Origin of the sequence: Streptosporangium amethystogenes subsp. fukuiense (genome assembly GCF_042665875.1) — a bacterium.
GTDB lineage: Bacteria > Actinomycetota > Actinomycetes > Streptosporangiales > Streptosporangiaceae > Streptosporangium > Streptosporangium fukuiense.
This window is the reverse complement of sequence record NZ_JBHTEE010000001.1, coordinates 4,323,851-4,350,136: the sequence shown is the minus strand read 5'-3', so window position 1 is coordinate 4,350,136 and position 26,286 is coordinate 4,323,851. Positions and strand designations below refer to the sequence as shown.

Here is a 26,286-nt window from a genome sequence, read left to right as displayed (position 1 = left end):
TCCCCCTCCCTGTCGGTATAGCTAAGGTAAGGCTAATCTAATGAAATAGCCATTTAGGTAAGCCTATCTTTTGGAGAGCGAAATGTCCCTACCTGTCCTTCCGCGGCGGGGATTCATGGCTGTCGGCCTCGGCCTCGTGTTCGCCCTGGCCGCCTGCGGGAGCGGCACCGAGACGGCTCCCGCGGCCAGTGGCTCTCCGGCTGCCTCCTCGTCGGCGGCGGGTCCGTGGACCTTCACCGACGACCGCGGAAAGAAGATCGAGCGGCCCGAGCGCCCCGCCCGCGTCGTCGCCCAGGTCGGCGCCGCCGCCGCGCTCTGGGACTTCGGGGTCCGCCCGGTCGCTGTCTTCGGCCCGCACAGGCTCAAGGACGGGACCAGGGACCCCCAGGTCGGCAACGTCGACATCACCAAGGTCGAGTCCATCGGCAACGTGTGGGACGAGTTCAACGTCGAGAAGTACATCTCGCTCCAGCCGGACCTGCTGGTCAGCGGCATGTACACCGGAGACACCCTCTGGTACGTGCCGGAGAAGTCCACCTCGACCATCGAGCAGGTGGCGCCCACCCTCGGCGTCCGCCTGGTCGGCAAGTCGCTGCCCGAGATCATCGGGAAGTACGGCGAGGTGGCCGCCGCCCTCGGCGCGGACCTCAACGCCCCCGAGGTGACCGCGGCCAAGGCGAGGTTCGACGCCGCGGCCAAGGCGCTCGTCACCCCCGAGACCAAGAACCTGAAGATCCTGATCATGTCGGGTGGCCCGGAGATGATGTGGGTGGTCAATCCCGACGACCACGCGGACGTGCGCTACTTCAAGGAGCTGGGCCTGGACGTCGTGGTGCCGGACAAGGTCGACGAGGCGGGCTTCTGGGAGACGCTGAGCTGGGAGAACGCCGACACCTACGAGGCGGACGTGATCCTGGTGGACGCCCGCACCCAGTCGATGCGGGTCGACGAGATGATGAAGAAGCCGACCTTCGCCAAGTTGCCCGCGGTCAAGGCCGGGCAGGTCTACGCCTGGCACGCCGAGGAGCGCTACAGCTACCAGGGCTACGCCGACGTGCTGGAGAAGCTCCTGGCCGACCTGGTCAAGGCCAAGAAGCTCTAGCCCGGTGGCCGGGAAGGTCAGCCGGACCGCGGCCGTGGGTCCGGTCGCGGATCTGGGAGGCACCGGCCCACGCGCTCGGCTCCGCGAAGCGGCCGGCGGGCGGGATCAGGTGTAAGCGCCGCGGACCTCGATGATGTCGGCCAGCGGGAACTCCAGGTAGTCGCCCGCCTCCTCGCACCACGCGTCGAGCACGCCGCTGCGCAGCTCGCCGTGGCTGATGGTGGCGGTCAGGCCGTCGGTCAGCGTGATCGCCGCCCGCACGCCCCGATCGACGACGAAGCCGAGCAGCGACTGCTGGGCGGTCGGCAGGCGGGAGGCCATGCGGCCGATGACCGCCCACGTCCTGCCGCCGGACTGGGCGGCCTGGCCCTCGGCGACGAGCAGGCGCTGGGCGTGCTCGCGGGGGTCCGGCGGCGGCTCCACCAGTGGGTACGGGGGCTGTTCGAACTCGGCCACTCTGCCTCCGGGCAGCAGGATCAGCCGCCCGTTCCGCGGTTCCTCGACGCGGGCCCTGCGGATGGTGATCTCCCCGGTGTCCTCGATGGGCACCGGCGCGTAGCCGTTCTCCCGCAGCGCCGCCAGGGTCCTGTCGGCGGGCATCGCGCTGGCCAGCACGGTCGGGGCGAGCAGCCGCAGGCCCAGCCTGCCCAGCCGCCGATGCCCGGCGATCTCGGCCAGCAGCACCGGGTCGGAGGCCTGCACGATGCAGGCGACGGTGGTCACCGTGACCTCGCCGTGCCGCCTGGCCACGTCGTGAATCAGGTACTCGAGGGGCTGCGGCACCCTGCCCACCTCGGCGAGGTCCGTCAGCAGACCCTCGGCGGTGTAGCCGGCGTCCATGGCCCGGCGCACGCTGGCCGGGGTGAACCGCCAGACCGAGGCCGCGCCGCGCGACTCGCGCTCGGCGGCCCGGTCGAGCAGTTCGGCGAGCTCGCCGGCGGGCGGGCCGGTCACCACCGCGGTGAGGTCGGCGCCGAAGAGCGCGCTCCGTCGCACGCTGGCCAGCGCCCTGGTGGAGCACTCGACCAGCACGGGGTCGTTCTCCACCAGGGGTGCGGAGTCGTCGATCTCGTCGCCGGGGAAGGCGTCCAGCCCGGCCATCGCGCGGCCGAGGTCGGTGATCGTGTCGAGGGCGACCAGCCCGAGCATCCGGGCCTCCTCCAGCACGGCGGGAGCGCATTCGGCCAGCAGCGACCGGTCCAGCAGCGGGGCGTGCCAGTACGCGGACTCGACCAGCCCGGCCAGGTCGACGCACGCGGTGCTGGCGGGCAGGCGGGCCAGCACGCCGAGCACCGCCCGCCGGGCGCGGGCGACCATGGCCCCGGCGGGATCGTCGCCGAGCACCGTGCCGTACTTGCCGTCGACCTTCCGGAGCGACGAGCGCTCCATCCGCCACCACGCCGACAGCAGCACCCTGAGCCTGGCGGCCGCGTCGTCCAGCCGCCAGCGGTCGAACTTCTCGGTGGGCACCAGCCCGCCGGCGGAGTCGTCCCAGGCCAGCAGCCGGGCCACCGCGCAGACCTCCAGCAGCAGACGGGTCTCGTCCTCGTCGCAGCCGGTGTCCTTGGCCACCCGCCGGACCTCGCGCACCCCCACCCCGCCCGCCTTGAGCAGCGGCAGCGGGAACTTCGCGGTGTTCTCCAGCATGGCGGCGCAGCGTTCCACCACGTGTGGCGCGGCCAGGGTCATCAGGTGGTCGACGGCCTCGGGGTCTACGGGGAGCGTGGCCAGGTCGGGCGGGACGGGGGTGAAGGGCGGGTGGTAGTCGGGGCCGCGCAGCGCGAGCGCCACCTCACGGGGCATCTCGGCCACATTCCAGCTGGGGCGGAAGAGCAGCCCGTGGTCGGTGGCCCACTTCTCGGGAGACCCCGGCACCACGAACTCGCCGCCGTCCACGTCGCGGACAGGACCGTCCCAGGCGAACTCCTCAAGCAGCCGCCTCGCACCCTCGGGAGCCTTCTCCAGCAGTGCGGTCACCCGGTGCGGGTCGGAGAGGATCTCGGTGACCCTGGCGACCGTACGCCGCTTCGGGCCGTGCGGCAGGCCCAGGGTCCTGGCCAGCTCGCGCAGCGCGTCCGCGCTGACCGTCCAGGAGTTCAGGTAGTTGGGGAGCGGCTCACCGAGCCCGCAGGGGGCGGTCCACCAGCGGGCGAGTCCCTCGGCCACCCGGATACGGCCCTCGGCGTCCGGCCACGCCAGGGCGTGGTCGAACAGCAGGTCGAGCCAGGGCGCCACCTCGGCCTCGGACACGCCCATGAAACGGGCCACCGCCTTGGACCCGGCCTGCTCGCCGAGGGTCAGCGCGGCCTGCGCCACCTCCAGGGAGGGCAGCGGCAGGCCGCGCATGACCTCCATCACCGCGAACCCGTTGCCCAGCCGCTGCGCCAGGGTGTCCAGGCGGCGCGGCCACGGCGGGGCGATGGCGTCCGGCCGGTTGGCCAGAACTCGGGCGAGCCGTTCTTCGTCGAGGGTTTTCAACCAGCCGAGCAGGTGATCGTCCATCTCGCAGCTCTCTCAGGAATCTCGCGCGGGGACTCTCCGTGAGCCATAAACATCCACGGTAATGCAGAGGGCATCTCTGACGGCGTCTACCGCGCAGAATGCGACGCGTTATATGAGGTCCCCATCCGGTTCTAACCGGTCCCGGGGCCGCCGGGAGGGAGGAGTGGCGGCCCCGGGACCGATTGGCGCCCTTGAGGGGAAGAGGCGGCGCCGTCCGGAAGAGGTCGGTGGAGGTGGTGAAGGAGCGGGGCGTGGCGGGCGTTCGTGGGTCTACGGGCGGTCGAGGGGGGCGGGATCCTCGCGAAGGGCGGTCCGCAGGACGGCCCAGACAATCTTGCCGTACGGGGCCAGCGGTGCCCAGCCCCAGCGGAGGCTCAGTGACTCGACGATGTGCAGCCCGAGGCCGCCGATGTCGAGCGGCGAAGGATCGCGGAGCGCGGGGAAGCCGGCTCCCGGGTCGTTGAGCGTGCAGGTGACCAGATTGCCCCGTCGGATCAGCGAGAGCCGGATCGGCTCCCTGGCGCGTGACTCGGCGAGCCGGAGGCCGTGTCTGAGGGCGTTGGTCGCCAGTTCCGAGACGACCAGCTCCATGTTCTCGCCCAGCTCGCCGAGGTCCCAGCCGGTGAGGGTGCCCGTCGCGAAGCTGCGGGCGGAGTGGACGGACTCGGCGTGTGGCGGGAGCACGAAGGTGGCGCTGGCCATGGCTGCGGGGGATCCGGAGAGAAGATCACGCGCGGAGTCGGGCCACCAGCCTGCGGGGGGCCACCAGTCGAGCGCCGTCCATGACGTTGACGTTCGGGGGGGCGCGGTTTGGGCGGACTGCACAGTCGCAATCATGGTGCAAACTCCCGTGCAGGTGCAAGAGCGAATGCACGTGCATAAGGTGTGTGCAACCGCTACCGTTACCGGTGATTGGGTAATTTTGGACGAAAGGGGATCTTGATCGTGGCCAGGGACTCTTCGGCCGCGAAGTGACAGACTGTCGATCAGGAAAGCGAGCGAGGAGCATCACGTGTCCATGGATCCGCCCGGTACCGGTTCCACTGTCCGGCGCATCATGCTCGGCGCGAGTCTGCGCCGGCTGCGTGAGGAGAAGGGGCTCGCCCGTGAGGCAGCGGGATTCCACATCCGTGCCTCAGAGTCCAAGATCAGCCGTATGGAACTCGGCCGCGTCGGCTTCAAGACGCGTGACGTGGAAGACCTGCTCACCCTGTACGGCGTACTCGACGACGCAGAACGGCGCGGCCTGCTGGAGATGGTCCGCGAGGCGAACACCCCCGGCTGGTGGCACAAGTACGGCGACCTGTTGCCGAACTGGTTCACCACCTACGTGGGGCTGGAGGAGGCGGCGAACATGATCCGCACCTACGAGGTGCAGTTCATTCCCGGCCTGCTGCAGACATCCGCCTACGCGCGCACCGTGATCCGGTTGGGCTACCCGGACGTGCCGGAGGCGGAGATCGAGCGTCGTGTGCATATGCGCATGCAGCGGCAGGATCGCTTAACGAAGAAGGACGGCCCCCGGTTGTGGGCGGTCATCGACGAGGCGGCCCTGAGGCGTCCCATCGGAGGTAAGGAGACGATGCGTGAGCAGATCCAGCACCTGCTGGAAGTGTCCACGCTTCCCAACATCACCCTTCAGGTGATGCCTTTCCGATTCGGCATGCACGCGGCTGAGGGTGGCGCGTTCAGCATCTTGCGGTTTCCCGAGTCCGACCTGTCGGACGTCGTCTACGTCGAGCAGCTCTGGGGTGCCCTCTACCTGGACAAACGTGAGGACATCGATCCATACCTCACGGCCATGGAGCAGTTGTGCGTGGAAAGCACCACGCCCGGGGGCACCGCCGAGATCCTCGGCGACCTTCTCAGAGAGATGTAAATGGAGCAGACCTACAACGGCATGCCGGCCACTGACCTTGCCGGGGCCAGCTGGCGCAAGAGCCGCTACAGCAACTCGACGGGTAACTGCGTCGAGCTTGCCGAACTTTCGGATGGCAGCATCGCGGTCCGAAACTCGCGTTTTCCCGAGGGGCCTGCCCTGATCTACACCAGGGACGAGATTCGTGCCCTGGTGCTCGGGGTGAAGGATGGGGAGTTCGACGGTTTAACGGTGTAACACCGTTTTTACCTCAGAGCCGCCGGGTTAACCGAGCCGCGCCGGTGGTGTAACCGGGAGAGTGGAACGGCACGGAAGAGTTTGAGATCACAGCGATTGGGGGCTCAAGCCGTGCTCGACCAGATGACCTTGTACCCGGTGGCCGACGACGTGCTGTTCGCGCCAGGCGGGCGCGTCGTGATCCGCACTTACGGCGTTGCCTCGGCGGTGACGGGGGAGGGTGCGCCCACTCCGGTGTCCTACCGCACATGGGTCACCGGAGTGCGCGACCAGCCACGTTACTGGCGCTGGGGTCACTTCGAGGACGCCTGCCACGGCCATCGCAAGGTGCTCGAATGGCTGACCGGCCGGGGCCCGCAGCCCGCCGCCGCGGCCGCCTGAACGGGATCTCCGCACCACGCGAGGCCCCTTTCCCCGACCGGTCCGAAGCCATGATCCACCTGGCCGTGAACGATCTCATGGCCCGTCGTCTCACCGGCGAATCCGCCACCTGGTGAGGCTTTGCGCGTCCGCGGCAGGAGATCGTCTCCACCCGCGTCCTCCGTCTTGCGTCTCCTGCCGGCCGGACTCCGGCGGCAGGGCCCGCCCGGAGGGTGCGTCTCCGCAGGCGGCGGATGTGGGGCCGCTGAGTCGCCGACTTTCCCGTACGGGTGCGGCCTGGGCGCTCACCCGGCATGACCGCTGTTTCCGGTGCCTTCTGTCGCCGTGGCGTCTTGGGCGGCACACCCCTCCTGGGGCTCCAAGCCAAACCCAAGCATGTTTCAAGGTTTTCGCAGGACCTCCCACTAGCGTGATCGCTGCTTCCCGAAATGACGGTGAGAGCGCTCGGATCCTCTGTCGCCTCCGCATGGGAGCCGGTGCGCGAGGCCGTGGCCGCACCCGGCTTCGCCGAACGGGCCTCCCGGTTCGACGCGACGGAGGGCGAGCCGCGCCCCCGTCCCGCCGGGAGACCCGCTGACATGCGGTTCGAAACACACAACGATCACCAAGGAGGTGCGGGGATGCCAGAAGATCGGCTGCATACCCGTTTCCAGGCCGTGGCCGGAGCGCACCCCTCGCGCCTGGCGGTGCGGGGAACCGGCGGCGAGCTCACGTACGGGGAACTGGAAGCCCTGGCTCTGCGGGTCGCGGGAGAGCTGCGCAGGCTCGCGGGGGATCGGCTCGTCGCGGCGAGGGTCGCTCGGAGCCATCACGCCGTCGCGGTGCCGCTGGGGATCATGATGGCCGACCGCGCCTACGTCCCGATCGACCCCGCGTACCCGGAGAGACGCCAGGACCAGATACTGGCCGACGCCGGTGTGCGTCTCATCGTCACGGACCTGCCGGTGGCCGGCGAGTCCGTGCTCGCCGAGATCGGCCCCCTCTGGATCGTGGAGCGGGCGTCGGCGGGGGCCCTGGAGGTCCCTCCGGACACCGCCTACGTCATCTACACCTCCGGGTCCACCGGCGCTCCCAAGGGCTGTGTCGTCTCCCACTCCAACGTGCTCGGCCTGATGGACGCCGCCGGTGAGGTCTTCTCCTTCGACGTGGACGACGTCTGGGTCCTGTTCCACTCACTGAGCTTCGACTTCAGCGTGTGGGAGATGTGGGGCGCGCTGCTGCACGGTGCCCGCCTGCTGGTTCCCGCCGCGGAGGTCGTCGTGGACCCCCAGGCGATGATCTCCACCCTGCTCTCCGAACGTGTCACCGTCCTCAACCAGGTGCCGTCGGTGTTCGGCTACCTGGTCAGGGAGCTGGCACGTTCGGGCACCCGCCTGCCCGCACTCAGATACGTGGTCTTCGGTGGTGAGGCGGTGTGCCCGCCGGACCTGGAACTGTGGTGGAGCGCCGGCCTCGGCGGGGCCCGGATGGTGAACATGTACGGGATCACCGAGACCACCGTTCATGTGACGCACTGCCTTCTCTCCCCCGAGCTGCTCGCCCGAGCGCCGGAGTCCGCCACGCCCATCGGGCGGCCCCTGAGCCATCTCTCGGTCAGCCTGCGGGATTCCACCGGAGCGGAGGTCGGCGTCGGCGAGCCAGGGGAGATCTGGGTCTCCGGGGGCGGGGTCGCCCACGGCTACCTGGGACGCGCGGATCTCACCGCGAGCCGTTTCGTCACCGGCCCGGCCGGATCGCGCCACTACCGCAGCGGCGACTGGGGAACGCGTGACGGGGAGGGAAACCTCTACTACATCGGCCGCAGGGACACGCAGGTCAAACTCAGGGGGTTCCGGATCGAGCTCGGTGAGATCGAGTCGGTGCTCAGCGGGATGGCCGGGGTGAGAGGCGTCGCGTGCGTGGTGGAGAAAACCCCCATCGGGGAGCCCCAGATGGTGGCCTACGTCGACTCCGCGTCGCCGGGGGCGGTCACGGAGGCCGATGTGAAGGGGTACGCGAGACTGTCGCTTCCACGTCACATGGTGCCGCACAGGGTGAAGCTGCTCGACTCGTTCCCCCTGACCGGTAACGGCAAGCTCGACAGGGCGGGACTCGCCGCCCATCACGCCGTCCAGCGGACGCGACGTCGCTGAGGCGCGGCGGGTTCCGCAGGAAGTGCCCGCGGGTGGCCGGGACGACCTCGCCGTCCAAACCGGATCTCCACGCTGTACGGCATGATCCTCCTCGACTAGGGTTCCACCAAGCAATCGCTTGGGTCGAGGAGGCGCTTACCATGCGGCGAGGCATCTACCTGATCGAAGAGGTCGACTTCCGGCCGATGAACTCCCGCAGGCCGCTGGAGTACCTCACCTGGCTCACCCGCTACAAGAAGGAGGACGAGGCCCTCGACACCCCGGAACTGACCCGGGGGCTGTCGATCAGATCCAGGGACATCGACCTGGTGGGCGCCTTCTACGCCGTCGGCATCACCGGCCACCCCCAGTTCAAGGCGGTCACGCTCTGGGACTGCCACGGCGGCTGGGACGGCGGCTGGCGGCAGATGATGAACATCTACGACGGCGTCGACGGCAGGCTCTTCCTCTCCGACATCGACGACCTGCGTTTTTCCGCCTTCTCCCGGCCGCTGGGCGCGGTGCGCGGCAGTCCGGCCCTCGCCGACATCACCGCCGAGGGCTACGCGGCCCCGTTCTACCTGTTCGAGAGCGCCCAGGTGCGGCCCGGGGCCGCGCTGGACTACCTCGACGCCGTCCGCGAGGAGCGCGCGCCCGTCCTCGCCGACCACGGCCACCGCCCGATCGGCCTGTACGAGGTCCTGTTCTGCGACACCGAGGTCGTCACCGTCTGGGGCATGACGCTGGACGACCACCTGGCGCTTCAGCGGTCCAGGGACGCGGCGCTCGGCCTGGACGACGAGGTGGAGCCGGACGGCCGGCTGCTCGACTGGAGCAGGCGGGCCAGGGAGTTCCTGGCGGGCCCGTGGCGGGAGACCCTGCTGGCGCCCTTCCCCGGCTCCCGGCTCTCCCCGATCTAGGCGGTGGGGAGGACCGGGGCGTTCCAGGTGAGGACGACCGGCTCGTCGCGCTCGAAGCCGAGCCGGGAGTAGGTGCCGGTGTCCAGGCGGAACAGGCGGCCGTCGGTCGGTGGCAGGCCGAGCCAGCGGGCGCACAGCACCCGCAGGTAGTGCCCGTGGGCGACCAGGACCACGTCGCCGTCCGCGGCCAGGGCGCGGGCGATCACCCGGTCGGCGCGGGCACCGACCTGCTCCGCGCTCTCGCCGGGGTGCTCGGCGTCGCCGGGGACGACGCCGTCGCGCCACAGGTGCCAGCCGGGGCGCCTCTCGCGGATCTTCAGGGTGGTGATGCCCTCGTAGCCGCCGTAGTCCCATTCCCACAGGTCGGGATCCGTCTCGTAGTCCTTGATCCCGGCGAGCTCGGCGGTGTCCCGCGCGCGCCGAGCCGGACTGACCAGGACGAGGCCGAACGTCCGGTCCGAGATCAGCGGGGCCAGTGCCCGTGCCTGCTCCTCGCCTCCGGTGGTCAGCCGTAGATCGGTGCGCCCGGTGTGCCGGCCGTTCCGGCTCCACTCGGTCTCGCCGTGCCGCAACAGAATCATCTGGTCCATGATGCCCAATCATGCCGCCGGCGCCTCGTCGCCCACGCCCCGGGGCGCGGGCGGCGAGGCGCCACGGGTCAGCGGCCCGCGAGCTCCTCGGCGACCGGGATGAAGGCGTCCAGGTCGCGCTCGTGGTGGAGCACGAAATAGGACAGGTCGTGGGTGTCGCGCCAGTGGCGGAGCTTGTCGACGACGTCCTGGCGGGTACCGAGCAGTACCTGCGGCGTCTCGTCCTGCCGGGAGGAGTCGGCGGCGCTCCACGGCTCGTCCCGCTTGCGGACGCCGAGCTGCTGCACGCTGGTGCCGAGCTCGATCCGGTCGTAGCGGCCGGCCGCGGCCCGCCGTACCACGTCGATCTTGGCGAGGAAGGCGTCCAGACCGCCGTCCGCGCCGTCGGGGCCGGTCCCGTCGGCGCGTACCCGCATGCCGAGGTTGATCACGTCGGCCTCGCGGGCGGCCAGCCCGAGCATGCGCGGGCCACCGCCGCCGAGCAGCAGCCGAGGGTGGGGGCGGCTCAGGGGCTTGGGGGTCTGGTCCAGGGCGGTGATCCGGTAGTGCCTGCCGTGGAAGGTGAAGGGGCCGTCCGCCCACAGGCCCTTGAGCACGGTGATCGCCTCGGCCAGCCGGTCCACCCTGACCCCCGGCGGCTCGAACGCCAGCCCGGCGCCGGCGTAGTCGGCGGCCATCCAGCCGGTGCCGAGGCCCAGCTCCAGACGGCCCTCGGAGAGCAGGTCGACGGTGGCGGCCTCCTTGGCGAGCACCGCGGGGTGGCGGAAGTCGTTGGCGAACACCAGTGTGCCGACCCGCAGACGGCTGGTGGCGCACGCCGCCGCGGTCATCGCCGCGACCGGCGCGAAGCGGGGGCCGACCAGATGGTCGGGGACGAGCAGCACGTCGAAGCCCGAGCCCTCAAGGCGGCGTGCCGCCTCGGCCCAGGCCCTGGCCGAGGTGGCCTCGCGGATCACGGCGGCGAACCGGAACGGGCGATCCATCGGCATCCCCTCTGTTCAACCAAGCGCTTGCTAAGCATAGAGGTGCCGCCCGGGCACGGAAAGGCGACTGTTGTTACCAAGCGCTTGCTTTAGCGGGCGGGAGGTTCGACACTGAGCCAATGGCTGACGACAACCTGGTCCGCGAGGTGACCGACGACGAGGTCGCCTTCTTCGCGGACAACGGCTGGGTAAGGCTGCCGCGCCTGGTCGAAGGCGGCTACGTGGCCCTGCTCCGCGACCGTGCCCGGGAACACCTCGCCGAGCGCTCGCGGGTGGTCGCCTCCAAGGTCGACCAGGCGTTCGGCCAGTCCAGGGACATCGCCGAGACCGACGAGCACTTCCGGGACCTGGCCTTCGCCCCGGCCCTCGGCCGCGCCGCCACCCGGCTGCTGCACGGGGTGGCCGGGGTACGGATCCAGGTGACCAACCTGCTGATCAAGGAGCCGGACGGCGGGCACGGCGCCACCGAGTTCCACCAGGACTTCCCGTGGATGCCGATGGACCGCTCGGCCATGCTCACCGTCTGGCTGGCCCTGGTGGACGTGCCCGCCGACATGGGCTCACTCCGGTTCCTGTCCGGTTCCCACCGGTACGGCCTGCTGGGCCGCTCCTTCGCCAGGGACGGCGACGACCAGTTCAGCCAGCATCCGTGGCTGAAGGAGCTGGAGACCTCCCCGCCGCTGGACCTCGCGGCCGGAGACGCGACCGTGCACCACGCACTGACCGTCCACGGGGCGGCCGCCAACCGCAGGGACAGTGCCAGGCTGTCGTTCACGGTCACCTACTTCGACGCGGACGCGCTCTACACCGGCACGCCGTACGGGCAGACCGACGGCCTGGGGCTGGTCGTCAACCAGCCGTTCGAACACCCGAGGTTCCCGGTCGTCGCGCACGCGTGAACGGGGCGGCGAAGAGCGAGGAGTGGTGAGCGGACATGAGTGACAGCCCCGTCCCGAGCGTCGAGACGATCACCGGCCCCATCGGGGATCCGGGCGCGACGCTCATGCACGAGCACATCTTCGGGCTCAGCCCGGAGATCCTGTGGAACTGGCCGGACATTCCCGAGGGCTGGGACCTCGAAGCGCGCGCCCACGAGGCCGCGGCCAAGCTGAACGACCTGAAACGGCACGGCATCGACACGGTGGTCGACCTGACCGTGGTCGGCCTGGGCCGCTACGTGCCCGCGGTGCAGCGGGTGGCCGAGCTGACCGAGGTCAACATCGTGGTCGCCACCGGCCTCTACACCTACGACGCGCTGCCGCCCTACTTCGGCAACCGCGGGCCGGGTTCGCTGTTCGGCGGCGCCGACCGGCTGGCCGAGTTCTTCGTCAGGGACATCACCGAGGGGATCGGCCGTACCGGGGTGAAGGCCGGCGTCCTCAAGTGCGCCACCGACCACCTCGGCATGACCGCCAACTGCGAGCGGGTCTTCCGCGCGGTCGCCGAGGCGCACCTGGAGACCGGGGTGCCGATCTCCACCCACTCGCACAGTGCCTCGGGCGGCGGCCTGGAGCAGCAGAAGCTGCTGGCCCGGCTGGGCGTGGACCTCTCCAGGGTCGTCATCGGGCATGCCGGAGACGCGACGGACGTCACCTACCTGGAAGAACTCATCGCGAACGGCTCCTACCTGGGCATGGACAGGTTCGGCATCGAGACGATCAGCTCGTTCGAGAACCGGGTGGCGATCGTCGCCGAACTCGCCGCGCGCGGCCACGCGGACCGGATGGTCCTCTCCCACGACTCCTACTGCTTCAACGACCGCTTCGACGCCGACGTCGTACGGCGACGCCACCCCAACTACCACCTGCTCCACATCTCCAGGGACGTACTGCCCGAGCTCCGCAGGCGGGGCGTCACCTCCGAGCAGATCGACCTGATGCTCATCGCCAACCCCCGCCAGATCCTCGCCCGGCGCGAGCCGTACCGAGAGGCAGGTCATGATCACCGCTGAGGACTTCGACGTCAGCGCGGCCTGGCACGTCGCCGCGCCCTACGACTTCCTGCGCAGGCTCCGCGACGAGCGCCCGGTGTTCCACAGCGAGCACCTGGGCGCCTACGTCATCAGCCGGCATGAGGACGTGCGCGCCGCCTACGGCGACCCCGGGCGCTTCTCCTCCGAGGGCTCGCTGACGATCTCCCGCAGCCTCGCCGGCGAGACCAGGCGGACGCTGGGCGAGCACGGCTCGTTCCTGTCCAGCTTCGTGGCCAACGTCGACCCGCCCACCCACACCCGGCTGCGCCGCTCGGTCTCGCGCGCCTTCACCCCGCGCGCCGTCGCCGCGATGGAACAGCGCTTCCGCGACCTGAACGAGGAGGTGCTCGACCGGGTGATCCCGAGCGGCGGGGGAGACCTGGGCGCGGAGATCGCGCACGTGCCCTCGATCAAGCTCACCGCCCGCTTCATCGGCGTCCCCGAGGAGGACGAGGCCTTCGTCAAGGAGCACGTGAAGGACTGGTTCCAGCTCTTCCTGTCGCCGCAGCCGCCCGAGCGCCAGCTGGTGCTGGCGGAGAGCTTCCTGACCTACCTCGACTACGTCGACAAGCTGGTCGCCTCCCGCGCCGCAGAGCCGCGCGACGACTTCGTCTCGCTGATGACCTCGCTGATCGGCACCGAGCTGTCGCACCGCGAGGTCGTCGAACTGATCTCCACGATCCTGCTCGGCGGCAACGACACGGTACCCAACCAGCTCGGCAACAGCGTGTTCAGGCTGCTGCGCGAGGGGATCTGGCCGGTGCCGCCCGCGCTGGTGCAGAACGCGGTGGAGGAGTGCATGCGCATCGACGGCGCCAGCCTCGGCTCCTTCCGGTATGCCGCCGTCGATGTGGAGATGCACGGCGTGACCATCCCGAAGGGCTCGCTCTGCCTGCTCTCCACCGACTCCGCGGCCCACGACGAGCGCGTCTTCGACGAGCCGGACGAGTTCCGGATCGACCGCGGCAACGCCGACGCGCACATGACGCTCGGCTACGGCATCCATTTCTGCGTGGGAGCCGCGCTCGGCCGCCTGCAGCTCCGTACCGCGCTGGAGGTGCTGGGCCGCCGTCTCCCGGGGCTCCGCCTGGCATCGGGCGGACCGCCCGTCACCTACCGCACGTCGCTGGTCGGGCGGGGTCTGACCGCGCTGAACGTGGAATGGTGACGCGCTTCGACGGCCGGGTGGCGCTGGTCACCGGTGCCGCCTCGGGAATCGGCGCGGCGACCGCGCGCCGGCTGGCCGCCGAGGGCGCCTGCGTCGGGGTCGCCGACCTGTGGGCCGCGGGCGCGCGCTCGGTGGCCTCGGCGATCAGGGCCCGCGGCGGTACGGCGTGCGCGCTCCACTGCGACGTGTCGAACGAGGCGGAGGTGAAGGCGGCCGTGGCGCAGCTGACCGGCTCGTTCGGCGGGCTGGACGTGCTGCACTCCAACGCCGCCTGCCTGGACCGCGACGTCTACGGTCGCGACCAGGACCTGCTCGACCTGGACGTCGGGATCTGGGACCGCACCATGGCCGTCAACCTGCGAGGGGCGATGCTCATGGTCAAGCACGCGGTCCCCGCGATGCGCGACGGCGGCGCGATCGTGCTGACCTCGTCGGTGTCCGGGCTGGTGGGCGACGCCGACCACGCGGCCTACGGGACGTCCAAGGCGGCCCTGACCGGATTCACCCGCTACGTCGCCACCATGTACGGCTCGCGCGGCATCCGCTGCAACGCGGTCGCCCCCGGCCTCGTCATGACCGACGCGGCGCGCGGGGCGATGTCCCCGCGGCGGCTGGCGGAGAAGGCCGCCGAACGTCTGCTGCCCTGGGCGGCGGAGCCGGACGACGTGGCGGCGCTGGTCGCGTTCCTCGCCTCGGACGAGGCGCGGTGCGTGACCGGCCAGACGATCGTGGTCGACAGCGGGACGACGGCGCACCGTCCGGAGCACGCGATCAGGGCCTGGGAGCGTGCGAAACTGGATCCGTGACGTTATCTGTGGGTCTGGTAGGTGCCGGACCGTGGGCCGAGATGGTGCACGCGCCGATGCTGGCGGCTGGTCCGAACACACGTCTGGCGGGCGTGTGGGCTCGTCGCCCCGAGGCAGCGGCCAGATTCGGCGCTCCCGTCTTCGAGCGGATCGAGGAACTCTTCGACAACTGCGAGGCGGTCGCGTTCTCGGTGCCGCCCGCCGTCCAGGCGGAGCTCGGTGTGCTCGCCGCCAAGGCGGGCAAGGCACTGCTGCTGGAGAAACCGCTCGCCGCCGACCTGGACGGCGCGCGGCGGCTGGCCGAGGCGGTCGCCGAGGCGGGCGTGGCCTCACAGATGGTCCTCACCTGGCGTTACTCGCCCGCCACCCGGGCCTTCCTGGCCAGGGTCACGGCCATCGAGCCGTTCGGCGGCCGGGCGGCCAACATCTCGGGGGCGATGCTCGGCGGGGACTTCGCCACCTCCTGGCGGTTGGAGCGCGGCGCGATCCTCGACGTCGGCCCGCACATGATCGACATGTTGGACGCCGCGCTCGGCAGGGTCGTCGGGGTCCGCGCCCACGGCAACCCGCTGGGCTGGGTCGGCCTGCTGCTGGAGCACGAGACCGGCGCGGTCAGCGAGGCGTCGCTGTGCATGAGCGTGCCGGGCGAGAGCCCGCCCTCCGACGTCGAGATCTACGGCCGCCTCGGCCGGGAGAGCATGGACGACACCCGGCTGGGCTCCGACGTCTTCTCCCTGATGCTCATGGAGTTCGAGCGGACCGTGCGGCGCGGTGGCGGCCACCCCCTGGACGCCGCGCACGGCCTGCGCCTGCAGGAGATCATCGCCGCCGCCGAGGAGCAGCTCGGCTGAGAGGCGCCCCCGCCGAACGACGGCCCGCCGGACGGGCGCGGCCTGTCAGGGGGACGGAGAGCGGCTCTTTCGAAGAGCGGGCCGGAGGTCTGACGGGCGGTCCCGCCGGAGCGCGGCCTGTCGCGGGACGGCTCGCCGGTGGCGTTGTGCCTGGAGAGCGGTCCTTGGCGCGGCCTACCCGAGGAGCCACAGAGCGGTCTGTCCGAAGCCTCGGCATAGAGGCTGTTCGGGGGAGTTGATAGCGTTCGTCCAACGCGTGGTGTGAGCGAAGTCCGGTGTGAGTCCGGCGCTGTCCCGCAACTGTCATGGCCCCTCGTGGGTCGAGCCAGGTCGCCTCCGCCGCGTCGTCGACGCCGACCCTCGTGGAAAAGGGTGACCCGTCCTTGTCTGGGTCCCTCGGTTCCGGTAACTGAAAGGACCTCCCTTGAGGCCCGTACGCAGCGCCCTCGCCGGCGCCCTGCTCGCCACGCTGACCCTCGCCGGATGCGGTCAGACATCCCCCGCGACCCCGCCTTCCACCACCTCCGCAAGTGCCGCCGCGACTCCCTCGGCGGCGGGCTTCCCGGTCACCGTCGAGGCGGGCAACGGCTCCGTCACCATCGAGAGCAGGCCCGAGCGGATCGTCTCGCTGTCGACCGCCGCCACCGAGAGCCTGTTCGCGATCGGCGCCGGAGCACAGGTCGTCGCGGTGGACGACCAGTCCAACCACCCCGCCGAGGCGCCGAAGAGCGACCTGTCCGGTTTCAAGCCGAACGTCGAGGCGATCATCGCCCAGAAGCCCGACCTGGTCGTGCTCTCCAACGACATCGACGGCATCGTCGCCGCGCTGGGCAAGGTCGGCGTCCCGGTGCTGCTGGAGCCCGCCGCCACCAAGCTCGACGAGGCCTACGACCAGATCACCGACCTCGGCGCCGCCACCGGCAACGGCGAGCGGGCCACCGAACTCGCCGAGCGGATGAAGAAGCAGATCGACGAGCTCGCCGCCGCCGCGCCGAAGAACGCGAAGCTCACCTACTACCACGAGCTGGACGTCACCCCCTACGCGGCGACCTCCGCCACCTTCATCGGCCAGATCTACGGGCTGTTCGGCCTGACCAACATCGCCGACAAGGCCCCCGACGCGGCGGGCGGCTACCCCAAGCTCTCCGCCGAGTTCGTCGCGCAGGCCGACCCCGACCTGATCTTTCTGGCCGACACCAAGTGCTGCGGCCAGTCGAAGGACACCCTCGCCAAGCGTCCGGGCTGGTCCAAGCTGTCGGCCATCAAGAACGACCGGGTCATCCTTCTCGACGACGACATCGCCTCCCGCTGGGGACCGCGCGTCGTGGACCTCGCCCAGCAGGTCGGCGAGGCCGTTCAGAAGGCCGCGGCCAGCTAGTTGACAGATCTCCCCCGCTCCTCCGGCGTCCCCGGCGGCACGGCCGGGCAGGCGGCCCGGCTCAGCCCGGCGGTGACGGCCGTGGCCGTGGCCCTGCTGCTGGCGAGCATGCTCGCCGGGCTACTGGTCGGTGCCGCGGACATCGCGCCGCGCAGCGTGCTGATCCAGCTGCTCGACTGGTTGCCGTTCGTCTCGGCCGACTCCGGGCTGGCCCCGGTCGAACTGAGCCTCCTGGCCGAGATACGGCTGCCCAGGGTCCTGCTCGCCGCGATCGTCGGCGGTCTGCTGGCCGTCGCGGGAGCCGGCTACCAGGGGGTCTTCCGTAACCCGCTGGCCGACCCCTACCTGCTGGGAGCCGCCGCGGGCGCCGGTCTGGCGACCACGGCGGCGATCGTTCTCAGCAAGGGCGACGGCGAGGCGATCGGCATTCCCGCCGCGGCCTTCGTCGGCGCCGTCGGCGGCGTCCTGCTCGCCTACGCGCTGGGCAACGCGGCGGGCCGGGGCGGCGGCACCGCCACGCTGGTCCTCGCGGGTGTGGCGGTCACCTCCTTCCTCACCGCCGTCCAGACGTTCCTGCAGCAGCTCAGGGTGGAGGAGCTCCAGCGCATCTACGCCTGGATCCTCGGCAACGTCGGCGGCGGCTGGGGGCAGGTCACACTGGTGGCCCCGTACGCGGTCGTCTCGGTGACGGTCATGCTGCTGCACGGCAGGCTGCTCGACGTGCTCTCGGTCGGTGACGACGAGGCGGTCACCCTCGGCCTGAACGCCGCCAGGGTCCGCCTCGTCGTGCTGTTCGCGGCCTCCCTGGCCACCGCGGCGGCCGTGGCGGTCAGCGGGCTGATCGGCTTCGTCGGCATCGTCGTGCCGCACGTGGTCCGCCGCCTGACCGGTTCCTCGTACCGGGTCGTGCTGCCGATCTCGCTGGTCGGCGGGGCCGCCTTCCTGGTCCTCGCCGACCTCATCGCCAGGACCGTGCTCGCCCCCGCCGAGCTGCCCATCGGGGTGGTGACCGCCTTCTTCGGCGCGCCGTTCTTCGTGGCCGTACTGCGCATGACCCGCCGGGTGGAGACATGAGCGGCCAGGTCCGTCCGTACGGGGCGCACGCGACCGTGGCCCGTGCGCCGCGCGGAAGGGAGATCCGGTGAGTCGTCTCGCGGTGAGCGACCTGTCGGTGGTGCTGGACCGGCGGACCGTGCTGTCCGGCGTCGGGCTCGACGTCGATGACGGCGGCTGGCTGGCCGTCATCGGCGCCAACGGCGCGGGCAAGTCCACGCTGCTGCGCGCCCTGGCCGGGGTGCTGCCCTGTGCGGGCGAGGTGCTCGTCGACGACGTGCCGGTCAGACGGCTGCGGCCCAGGGACCGGGCCAGGCTGCTGGCCTACGCCCCGCAGTCCCCGGCGCTGCCGGTCGACATGACGGTGTTCGACTACGCCCTGCTCGGGCGTACCCCGTACATCCCCTACCTGGGCCGCGAGGGCCGCCGCGACCGCGAGGTGACCGCTTCGGTGCTGGAGCGGCTGGACCTGTCGCACCTCGCCGTCCGGCGGCTCGGCCGTCTGTCCGGAGGCGAGCGCCAGCGCGTGGTGCTCGCCAGGGCGCTGACCCAGCAGGCCCCGGTGCTCCTGCTCGACGAGCCCACCACCGCCCTCGACCTGGGACATCAGCAGCAGGTGCTGGAGCTCGTGGACCGGCTCCGGCTGGCCGACGGACTCACTGTTGTCACGACATTGCATGATTTGAGCCTGGCCGGCCAGTACGCTGACTCGATGATGTTGCTCTCGGGCGGCCGGATGGCCGCCTCCGGCACCCCGGCCGAAGTACTGACCGGAGAGCTGATCGGTGAGCACTTCGAGGCCCGCGTCCGCGTCGCCACCGGCCCCGGTGGCAGGCCCGAGGTCCATCTGGAGCGTCCTTGACCGGGTCCGAGATCCGTCCGGGCGTTCCCGGGCGTACGCGAGGTTCGTCCGAAGGGCTGCTGAGCGGGCCCGAGAGCCGGCCGGACGTCCGCGAGGTCTCGCTGAGGCTGAGTCACCGCGAGGAGGACGGCGCCCGGCTGGCCTCGCTGCTCTGGGAGTTCGGCCCCGGGTGGCGGGCGATCTCCTCGGCCATGGTCGGCGGCGGCATCGGCCCGGCCGCCTGGGCGCTCAACGCGCAGGTGGTCGGTGGATACTCGCGGATGGACCCGGTGGACCACCTGCTGGAGCTCGCCCCGCCGGGCCCCGGGGTCGGCATGCTCACCGCCGCCTCGGTCGAGCACTTCACCCGGGCCGACGACGGGGGGGTGGAGGTCATGGCGACCGTCGGCCTGCGCGTCCCGACCTGGGCCGCCGCGCCCGAAGGCGTGCCGGACCCCGAGCTGGCCCCCGTGTACCTGCCGGGCACGATCAACATCGTCGTCGCCGTACCGGTCGCGATGAGCGACGCCGCCCTGGTCAACGCGGTCATGACGGTGACCGAGGCCAAGACCCAGGCCCTGCTGGAGGTCGGTTTCCCCGGTACCGGGACCGCCTCCGACGCGGTCTGCGTGGCGGTCCCCGACCACGGCCCGGAGGAACTCTTCGGCGGTCCCCGCTCCACCTGGGGCGCCCGCGTCGCCCGCGCCGTCCACACCGCTGTCCGAGAGGGCGCCCAACGGTGGGCGAAACGCGACGTATTCACTACCCGAGGTGACGAAGGTGCGGCAAGTGCCGTGTGCGCGACGGCGAGCCCCCCGACACTGGAGAGATGAACGCGATACCGGGACCGCTGATCCTGCCGAGCAGACCGCCGTTCACCGTGGACGACCTGCTGGATTTCCCCGATGACGGGAACCGCTACGAGCTCTTCGACGGCAGCCTCCTGGTGAGTCCTCCGGTCACTCCCCGGCACCAGTACGCGCTCAGCCGTCTGGCGCGAATCCTCCAGGACGCCGCGCCATCGGAGCTCGAGCCACTGCCGACGATCGGTCTTCGGGCAAGCAGCCAGGACTTCTTCATCCCCGACCTCGTCATGGTGCCGGCCAAGTCCGTCGACGAGACGGAGCTGATGTTCGCACCGCGCGATATTCTCCTGGCCGTCGAGTTGGTCGGCCCGAGTACCCAGGCACGAGACCGCCACCTCAAGAGGGCCGCCTACGCCGCTGCGGGCATTCCCGCCTACTGGCGGATCGAGTTGTCCGAAGGCCCGTCCGTCCACGTCCACGAACTCGCCGGGGACGACTACAAACCCGCCGAAAGATACGAGGCGGGCGAGGTCGCGAACCTGCTCGCGCCGTTCGAGGTCTCCTTCGACCCCGCCGCGCTCACCCGGCCACGCGGATAGTCGTACCGTTCCCGGAAGTCCTTGCCCGGTTGGGCCGGAGGCGCTGTCTCCGGTGGCGGTCAGGCGAGCCGGGCCTCGATGCCGTCGAGGATGATGGCCAGGCCCAGCGCGAACTGGTCGTCGAAGTCACCGTTGCCGACTTCGGCGTGCCGGGCGAGCGTCGGATAGGACTCCAGGCGCTCATCCAGGTGCCGCTGGACCTGGTCGCGGATCTCGGCGTCGGCGGCGGGAGCGCGAATCCGGGACCACCAGATGTTCTCCGAGGAGACGTACCCGTTGACGTAGGACGTCAGCGCTCCCACGGCGGCGGTCAGCGCCGGGCCGCGCAGACCTGCGCGGGCGAGGGCCGAGTAGAAGAACTCGGAGCGGGCCAGGGCATTGGGCCCCGCCAGCGGGCGGGTGGCGACGAGGGCGGGTATCCACGGATGGCGGTGCATGACCTGGCGGCTCTGCGAGAGTTGCCCGATCAGAATCGTGCGCCATGACGCGTCGGTCTCCGCCATCTCGACCTCACCGAAGACCTCGTCAAGAGCGAGGTCCAGCACGTCCTCCTTGCTCGTGACGTACTCGTACAGCGACATCGTGCCCGCGCGCAGGCGGGCGGCGAGGGCGCGCATGGAGAAGCGCTCGGCGCCCTCGGCGTCCAGCAGTTCGACAGCCGCCCTGACGATCCGCTCGCGCGACAGACGTGGTTTGCGAGCGGGCCCCTCGTCGCGGAACCAGATGGACTGCCCGCTCGGCATGGCGCCGCCCTTTCCGTGCACTGTACGGAAAACCGTACAGCTAATTTAGCGGCCCCGGTCCCATCACGACGAGGAGAATCCCATGACCGACCAGGTGTGGCTGAGGGACTACGCGATGCTGGCCCTGCTCATCGACCGTCTGATCGCCGCCCCCTCCGGAGGCGCCGTGCTCATCTACCGGGGCCCGGACGAATGGCGCACCCAGGCAGGGGCGCAGAGCCCGCCCCGGCCAGGCCGGCTGGCCGAAGAGGCCGACCGGCTGCTGGACGCCCTCGCCTCCGAGCAGGCCCCGTACCTGGTGGCGCAGATCCGCGCGATGCGCGCGGTGGCCCGGTACCTGGACGGGGAGAGGCTGCCGCTGGCCGAGTACGCCCAGCAGTGCCTGGGGTTACGGCCGCGGCCGTTGCCGGAGTCGGTGTTCGAGGAGGCGCACGAACTGCTGGACGCGGCGCTGCCGAAGACTCGCGGCTCGCTGGCGGAACGGCTGCGCGCCTGGCAGCGGACCCACACCCTGACCCGGATGGAGCGGCTGCCCGACCTGGTGGGCAGAGCCGTGGCCGAGACCCGTGCCCGTACCGAGACCATCGTGACGCTGCCCGCGGACGAGAGCGTCGGCTGCCAGGTGGTCGGCGGGGTGTCCTACCACGCGGCCGGACACCATCACGGCGGCACCGAGTCCACGATCTTCATCAACGGAGACCTCCCGTTCAATCTGGCCGACCTGCTGTACATCGTGGCCCACGAGGGACATCCGGGGCACATCGCCGAGTCGCTGCTCAAGGAGCGCCTGCTGGTGGACGGGCAGGGCCGCGCGGACCAGCGGGTGCGGTTCATGCTCTCGCCGTCGTTCCTGATCAGCGAGGGACTCGGGTTGTGCGCGCAGGAGATCCTCTTTCCCGGTGACGAGGCTCAGACCTGGCTGGCCGGCGCCGTCCTGCCCGAGTTCGGCATCCGCCGGGACGGCAGCGACCTCGCCGCGATCCACCACGCGAAGAACGTGCTGTGGGGGGTGTGGGGCAACGCGGCCTTCCTGGCCGCCGAGGGATCGTCCGACGCGCGGCTCGGCGATTACCTGGCGCGCTGGGCACTGTACGACGAGAGCGAGATCGCCCGCACCCTCAACCTGCTCAGACCGTCCGTCATGAGCCCGTACATCTTCGGCTACGTCCATGGGTGGCGGCTGGTGCGACGGTGGCTGGATGCCCCTGACCGCCGCGCACGGGTACGCCGCCTGCTCACCGAACAACTCCTGCCCGCCGACCTGGGCCGGAACGACGACGGTGGGGACATCGCCTCGGAGTCGGGCTAGTCCGGGCCCGGCCGTTCCGGTGAGGCCGCCCGGGGCCGCGTCGCCGTGCCGTCGTTTTCGAGGGTGACCCCGTAGTCGGCGAGGGCGCCGTGTGGGGTGACGCGGCCGGTGTCGAGGTCGGCGAGGACCTCCGCGACGGGCCGCTCGTACGGGGAGCCGATGCCGCCGCCGCCGGTCGTCTCGATCACGAACGCCTCGCCCGCGCCGAGCCGGACGTTGTTCACCTTGGAGGCGAGGTGTTCCAGCGAGCCGTCCGCGCGCCGCAGGTAGAAGCCGCCGAGCCGGCCGGGCAGGCCACCGGAGCGCCCGGGCGGGGCGTTGCGCAGCCGGTCGCCCCGGGTGGTGACGTGGGCGTCGGCCAGAAAGCGGATCACCGTGCGGGAGCCGAGGCCGCCCCGGTACCTGCCGGGGCCACCGGAGTCGGGAACGGTCTCCACCGACTCCACGACGAGCGGGCAGCGGGTCTCGACCGGCTCGACCTGGGGTACCGAGTTGCGGCCGATGCCGAAGTGCACGCCGGTCGCGTCCGGGCCGTCCTTGCCCTGCCGGGCGCCGACCCCGCCGAAGTCGTACGACAGGTGGATCCAGTACGGCGCCCCGACGGCCGCGATGGAGAAGGGCTGCAGGATGCCGCTCGCCGCGATGGCGCGTTCGGGCATCGCGTCCGACAGCGCCTGGAAGACGGCCTCCATCGCCGCGTAGATGGGCACGAACCGGCCACCGCACGGGTAGGGGGAACGCGCGTTGAGCAGCGATCCGGGTGGCAGCCGCACCTCGATCGCCCGCAGGCAGCCGTCGTTCATCGCGATGGACGGGTCCAGGAAGCAGCGCATCGCGAACACGGCGGCGGCCAGCGACTGTGACGAGGAGGAGTTGATCGCCGCCGGGACCTGGGGGTCGGTGCCGTCGAAGTCGAGCACGGCTCCCGCACCGGGGGTCAGGGTGACCGCGACCCTGACGGTGTGCGAGACGGTGAGGTCGATGCCGTCGTCGTCGATCGGGTAGGACGCCTCGTAGCGCCCGGCGGGCAGGGCGAGAAGGGCCGCGCGGGTCAGCGTCTCGGTGTGGTCCAGATAGTCGTCGATCCCCCGGGCGAGCCCGGCCGGGCCGTACTCGCCGACCAGCGCCTCGATCCTGGCCGCGGCGACCGCGGTGCCCGCGACGAGCGCGCGCACATCACCCATGACCTTGTCGGGGGTACGGCTGTTGGCCCGCAGGATCGCCTCGATCGCCGGTTCCACGCCGCGCGAGGTGGCCAGCAGGACCGGGGGGAGTTGCAGGCCCTCAAGGAAGATGTCGGTGGCGAGCGGGGCCATGCCGCCCGCGGACAGGCCGCCGAGGTCCGAGACGTGGATCATCGTCGCGGTGAAGTAGGCGGGCTCGCCGGCGACGAAGACCGGCCGGTAGACGAGCAGGTCGTTGGTGTGCACCCCGCCCCGGTAGGCGTCGTTGAGCACGAACACGTCACCGGGCCGCATCCCGGCGGCCGGGATGTCCTTCAGCAGTTCGGGCAGCGCGACCTTCAGCGCCATGCTGTTCATGAGCGTGGTCGCCATCGACTGCGCGACCAGGCGCCCACCCGCGTCGAGGATCGCCGCCGAGGCGTCGGACCCCTCGACGATGAACGTCGAGTAGGCCGAGCGCACCACCACGATGCTCGCCTCCTCGGCCGCCACCACCAGCGCGTTCCGCAGTACCTCCGCGGTCAGCGTCTCCGCCGTCGACCGACTCGCCCCTTCGTGGGGACCCCCGGTGAGGACCCCTCGTGCGGGCCGCCGGTGCGCCGTCGGGGGTTCCCGCGTCATGGTGTTCCGCCCTCGGTGAGGATTACCGACATGTCGTCCGCGAGCCTGGCCGTCCAGCCCGGTGGCACCACGATCGTCGCCTCGGCGTCCTCGACGATCGCCGGTCCCGCCACCTCGCGCAGGGCCGCCCTGGTGAGCACCGGCACCGGTACGTATCCGCCGAGCTCGGGAAAGTACGCGGCCCGCCGCACCTCGGCGGTGCCGGAGGCATCGTGGGCCTCCGGGCGCTTCGGGGGCCCACCCGGCTCCCGGGCTCCGGGCGCGGTGCCGACCAGGGAGTGCCGGGCGGTCTGGGTGACGCGGACGCGGTAGCCGACGACCTCGATGGGGCCCCGCTGCTCGATGCCGTACACCTGCCGGTATCTCGCGAAGAAGCGGTCGGCCAGTTCGGCGGGGGAGTCGCTCCATCGCACGGTCAGGTCGTGGGCCTGTCCGGTGAAGCGGACGTCGGCCGAGCGGGTGACCGAGACGCCGGGGGAGCCGAGGGTCACGTTCAGGTCGGCGGCGGCGGTCTCGGCCAGGATGGCGAAGACCCGCACCGGGTCGGCACCCGGGGCGGACAGGACGCGGTCGGTGGACAGGTCGCCGGCCAGCAGGCCGGCCGCGGAGCCGACCCCGCAGTGCGCGGGAACGACCACCGTGGAGATGCCGAAGCGGGAGGCGACCCTGGCCGCGTGCATCGGGCCCGCGCCGCCGAAGGCGACCATGACGAACCCTCGGGGATCGATGCCCCGCTGCACCGTCACCACGTGGACCGCCGATCCCATCGAGGCGTTGGCGATCTCGTGGACGGCGTGCGCCGCCTCGGCGCGGGAGACCCCGAGCGGGCCGGCGAGGCGGCGGTCGACCGCCTTCTCCGCGAGGTCGAGGGAGAGCGACATCGTCCCGGCGGCGAACGAGGCGGCGTCGAGGTAGCCGAGCACCAGGTTGGCGTCCGTCACCGTCGGCTCGTCGCCGCCCAGGCCGTAGCAGGCCGGGCCGGGTTCCGAACCGGCCGAGCGCGGGCCTGCCCGCAGGGTGCCGGCCGGGTCCACCCATGCGATGCTGCCCCCTCCGGCCCCCACCTCCGCCAGATCGATCGCCGGGATCTTGACCGGCACCCCGGTCCCGGCCCTGCGCCCGCCGAAGCTGCCCTTGCCGCCCACGTGGAACTCGTGGGTGATCTCCGGCTCGCCGTTCCTGATCACGCAGGTCTTGGCGGTGGTCCCGCCCATGTCGAAGGAGACGACGTCCGGATGGCCGGACGCGGCGGCGGCCAGCACCCCGGCCGCGGGCCCGGACTCGATGGTGGCCACGGCCCGCCGGGCCGCCAGTTCGGCGGACATCACGCCGCCGCCCGAGTCCATGACGTGCACCGGCGCGGTGATTCCGATGCCGGCCAGCCGAGCGGTCAGCCGCCGCAGGTATCCCGCCATGACGGGCCCGACATAGGCGGACATGATCGTGGTGGTCGCCCGCTCGTACTCGCGCAGTTCCGGCCAGACCTCCGAGGAGATCACCACGGTCGGCACGACGCGTCGGAGGATCTCGGCGACCCGCCGTTCGTGCGAGGGGTTCACGTACGAGTGCAGCAGGCAGACGGCGGCCGCGGTGACACCCCGCCGCGCGATCTCCTCGCCGACGCGGGTCACGGCCGCCTCGTCGAGCGGTTCGAGCACCTCGCCCCGGTGGTCCACCCGCTCGGGCACCTCGAAACAGTCACCGGCGGCGACCGGCGGCGCGGGAGGGTCGAAGCGGAGGTCGTAGCGGTCCTCCTCGACCCGCGCGTAGCGGCCCAGGGGGATCGCCGAGCGGAAACCTCTGGTCGTGACATAGGCGACGCGGACGCCTCTGCGTTCGAGCACGGCGTTGGTGGCCAGCGTGGTCGCGTGCACGACCCTGGTCACCAGGGAGGGGTCCCTGCGGCCGAGCGCGGCGACGATGCCCGTGACGATGCCGTCGGCCGGGTCGTCGTGGGTGCTCAGGCACTTGGCGACGCTGATCCCGCCATCCGGTCCGCGGAGCACCACGTCCGTGAACGTCCCTCCGACGTCGACCCCGATCGAGTGGCTCAACGGCTCTCCCCGTCTGATCGTCCGGCGCTCCGGGCAGGTGGCCCGTCGCGACGCGGGGACGGGTTCCGCGCCCGCTCGCCCACGAAGGGCAGGCTATTTCCCTAGCAAGCGCTTGTCCATGGGGTCGCCTGGGCCGCGTCCGGGTGACCGGCTCGCCCGTGTCCCGGTGGCCCTCGCCCTCCGCTCCTCTCGCGTT

General features: G+C 71.2%; 24 protein-coding genes. 17 read left to right on the top strand and 7 right to left on the bottom strand.

Annotated features, from left to right (window positions below; genetic code table 11):
* Window positions 1-115: 115 nt before the first annotated feature.
* The gene (locus ACFQVD_RS18365; protein ID WP_343964057.1) at window positions 116-1,102 is read left to right on the top strand and encodes an ABC transporter substrate-binding protein; all 987 of its coding nucleotides are present in this window, start codon (window positions 116-118) and stop codon (window positions 1,100-1,102) included.
* Between the two features lie 105 nt (window positions 1,103-1,207).
* On the opposite strand, the gene ACFQVD_RS18360 is transcribed toward ACFQVD_RS18365, so the two are convergent.
* Complete coding sequence (locus tag ACFQVD_RS18360; protein ID WP_343964055.1) at window positions 1,208-3,604, bottom strand: helicase-associated domain-containing protein; 2,397 nt, start codon at window positions 3,602-3,604, stop codon at window positions 1,208-1,210.
* Between the two features lie 270 nt (window positions 3,605-3,874).
* Entirely contained in the window at window positions 3,875-4,306 is a 432-nt protein-coding gene (locus ACFQVD_RS18355; protein ID WP_343964053.1) for an ATP-binding protein, read from the bottom strand.
* A 316-nt stretch (window positions 4,307-4,622) separates the two neighbouring features.
* Between ACFQVD_RS18355 and ACFQVD_RS18350 the strand changes: the two genes are divergently transcribed.
* From ACFQVD_RS18350 to ACFQVD_RS18330, 5 genes are all read left to right on the top strand, one after another.
* Window positions 4,623-5,483 (top strand): helix-turn-helix domain-containing protein, encoded by an 861-nt coding sequence (locus ACFQVD_RS18350; RefSeq protein WP_386274348.1) that lies wholly within the window; start codon window positions 4,623-4,625, stop codon window positions 5,481-5,483.
* A complete protein-coding gene (locus ACFQVD_RS18345) occupies window positions 5,484-5,720 on the top strand; it encodes a DUF397 domain-containing protein (RefSeq protein ID WP_030921376.1) in 237 nt (78 codons plus the stop codon). It begins immediately after the preceding gene.
* A gap of 123 nt (window positions 5,721-5,843) precedes the next feature.
* Entirely contained in the window at window positions 5,844-6,101 is a 258-nt protein-coding gene (locus tag ACFQVD_RS18340) for a hypothetical protein (protein WP_343964049.1), read from the top strand.
* Window positions 6,102-6,721: 620 nt separating this feature from the next.
* On the top strand, window positions 6,722-8,233 hold the full coding sequence (locus tag ACFQVD_RS18335) for an amino acid adenylation domain-containing protein (RefSeq protein WP_343964047.1): 1,512 nt from the start codon (window positions 6,722-6,724) through the stop codon (window positions 8,231-8,233).
* Between the two features lie 140 nt (window positions 8,234-8,373).
* Complete coding sequence (locus ACFQVD_RS18330) at window positions 8,374-9,132, top strand: hypothetical protein (RefSeq protein WP_343964045.1); 759 nt, start codon at window positions 8,374-8,376, stop codon at window positions 9,130-9,132.
* Here ACFQVD_RS18330 and ACFQVD_RS18325 read toward each other — a convergent pair.
* Both ACFQVD_RS18325 and ACFQVD_RS18320 read right to left on the bottom strand, forming a co-directional pair.
* Window positions 9,129-9,722, bottom strand: a complete 594-nt coding sequence (locus ACFQVD_RS18325; RefSeq protein WP_343964043.1) for a histidine phosphatase family protein — start codon at window positions 9,720-9,722, stop codon at window positions 9,129-9,131. The genes ACFQVD_RS18330 and ACFQVD_RS18325 overlap by 4 nt on opposite strands.
* A 68-nt stretch (window positions 9,723-9,790) precedes the next feature.
* Window positions 9,791-10,705 (bottom strand): TIGR03621 family F420-dependent LLM class oxidoreductase, encoded by a 915-nt coding sequence (locus tag ACFQVD_RS18320; protein WP_343964041.1) that lies wholly within the window; start codon window positions 10,703-10,705, stop codon window positions 9,791-9,793.
* A gap of 119 nt (window positions 10,706-10,824) precedes the next feature.
* On the opposite strand from ACFQVD_RS18320, the gene ACFQVD_RS18315 reads away from it, so the two are divergent.
* From ACFQVD_RS18315 to ACFQVD_RS18270, 10 genes are all read left to right on the top strand, one after another.
* Entirely contained in the window at window positions 10,825-11,604 is a 780-nt protein-coding gene (locus ACFQVD_RS18315) for a phytanoyl-CoA dioxygenase family protein (protein WP_343964039.1), read from the top strand.
* 35 nt (window positions 11,605-11,639) lie between these two features.
* Window positions 11,640-12,656 (top strand): phosphotriesterase family protein, encoded by a 1,017-nt coding sequence (locus ACFQVD_RS18310; protein WP_343964037.1) that lies wholly within the window; start codon window positions 11,640-11,642, stop codon window positions 12,654-12,656.
* Window positions 12,643-13,845 (top strand): cytochrome P450, encoded by a 1,203-nt coding sequence (locus ACFQVD_RS18305; RefSeq protein WP_343964035.1) that lies wholly within the window; start codon window positions 12,643-12,645, stop codon window positions 13,843-13,845. The genes ACFQVD_RS18310 and ACFQVD_RS18305 overlap by 14 nt, the downstream gene beginning before the upstream one ends.
* On the top strand, window positions 13,839-14,651 hold the full coding sequence (locus ACFQVD_RS18300) for an SDR family NAD(P)-dependent oxidoreductase (protein WP_364218735.1): 813 nt from the start codon (window positions 13,839-13,841) through the stop codon (window positions 14,649-14,651). Before ACFQVD_RS18305 ends, ACFQVD_RS18300 begins: the two co-directional genes overlap by 7 nt.
* Entirely contained in the window at window positions 14,648-15,502 is an 855-nt protein-coding gene (locus ACFQVD_RS18295; RefSeq protein ID WP_343964031.1) for a Gfo/Idh/MocA family protein, read from the top strand. Before ACFQVD_RS18300 ends, ACFQVD_RS18295 begins: the two co-directional genes overlap by 4 nt.
* A gap of 424 nt (window positions 15,503-15,926) precedes the next feature.
* A complete protein-coding gene (locus ACFQVD_RS18290) occupies window positions 15,927-16,880 on the top strand; it encodes an ABC transporter substrate-binding protein (RefSeq protein ID WP_343964029.1) in 954 nt (317 codons plus the stop codon).
* A 72-nt stretch (window positions 16,881-16,952) separates the two neighbouring features.
* A complete protein-coding gene (locus tag ACFQVD_RS18285) occupies window positions 16,953-17,954 on the top strand; it encodes a FecCD family ABC transporter permease (RefSeq protein ID WP_343964140.1) in 1,002 nt (333 codons plus the stop codon).
* Window positions 17,955-18,021: 67 nt separating this feature from the next.
* A complete protein-coding gene (locus ACFQVD_RS18280; protein WP_343964027.1) occupies window positions 18,022-18,795 on the top strand; it encodes an ABC transporter ATP-binding protein in 774 nt (257 codons plus the stop codon).
* Between the two features lie 101 nt (window positions 18,796-18,896).
* A complete protein-coding gene (locus ACFQVD_RS18275; RefSeq protein ID WP_343964138.1) occupies window positions 18,897-19,607 on the top strand; it encodes an adenosylcobinamide amidohydrolase in 711 nt (236 codons plus the stop codon).
* On the top strand, window positions 19,604-20,179 hold the full coding sequence (locus ACFQVD_RS18270) for a Uma2 family endonuclease (protein ID WP_343964025.1): 576 nt from the start codon (window positions 19,604-19,606) through the stop codon (window positions 20,177-20,179). The genes ACFQVD_RS18275 and ACFQVD_RS18270 overlap by 4 nt, the downstream gene beginning before the upstream one ends.
* Window positions 20,180-20,238: 59 nt before the next feature.
* Here ACFQVD_RS18270 and ACFQVD_RS18265 read toward each other — a convergent pair whose 3' ends face one another.
* Window positions 20,239-20,922, bottom strand: a complete 684-nt coding sequence (locus ACFQVD_RS18265) for a TetR/AcrR family transcriptional regulator (protein ID WP_343964023.1) — start codon at window positions 20,920-20,922, stop codon at window positions 20,239-20,241.
* Window positions 20,923-21,004: 82 nt separating this feature from the next.
* On the opposite strand from ACFQVD_RS18265, the gene ACFQVD_RS18260 reads away from it, so the two are divergent.
* Complete coding sequence (locus tag ACFQVD_RS18260) at window positions 21,005-22,231, top strand: hypothetical protein (protein WP_343964021.1); 1,227 nt, start codon at window positions 21,005-21,007, stop codon at window positions 22,229-22,231.
* Here ACFQVD_RS18260 and ACFQVD_RS18255 read toward each other — a convergent pair.
* Complete coding sequence (locus ACFQVD_RS18255) at window positions 22,228-24,036, bottom strand: hydantoinase B/oxoprolinase family protein (RefSeq protein ID WP_343964019.1); 1,809 nt, start codon at window positions 24,034-24,036, stop codon at window positions 22,228-22,230. The two genes, ACFQVD_RS18260 and ACFQVD_RS18255, sit on opposite strands and share 4 nt — an antisense overlap.
* Entirely contained in the window at window positions 24,033-26,090 is a 2,058-nt protein-coding gene (locus tag ACFQVD_RS18250; protein WP_343964017.1) for a hydantoinase/oxoprolinase family protein, read from the bottom strand. The genes ACFQVD_RS18255 and ACFQVD_RS18250 overlap by 4 nt, the downstream gene beginning before the upstream one ends.
* Between the last annotated feature and the right edge of the window lie 196 nt (window positions 26,091-26,286).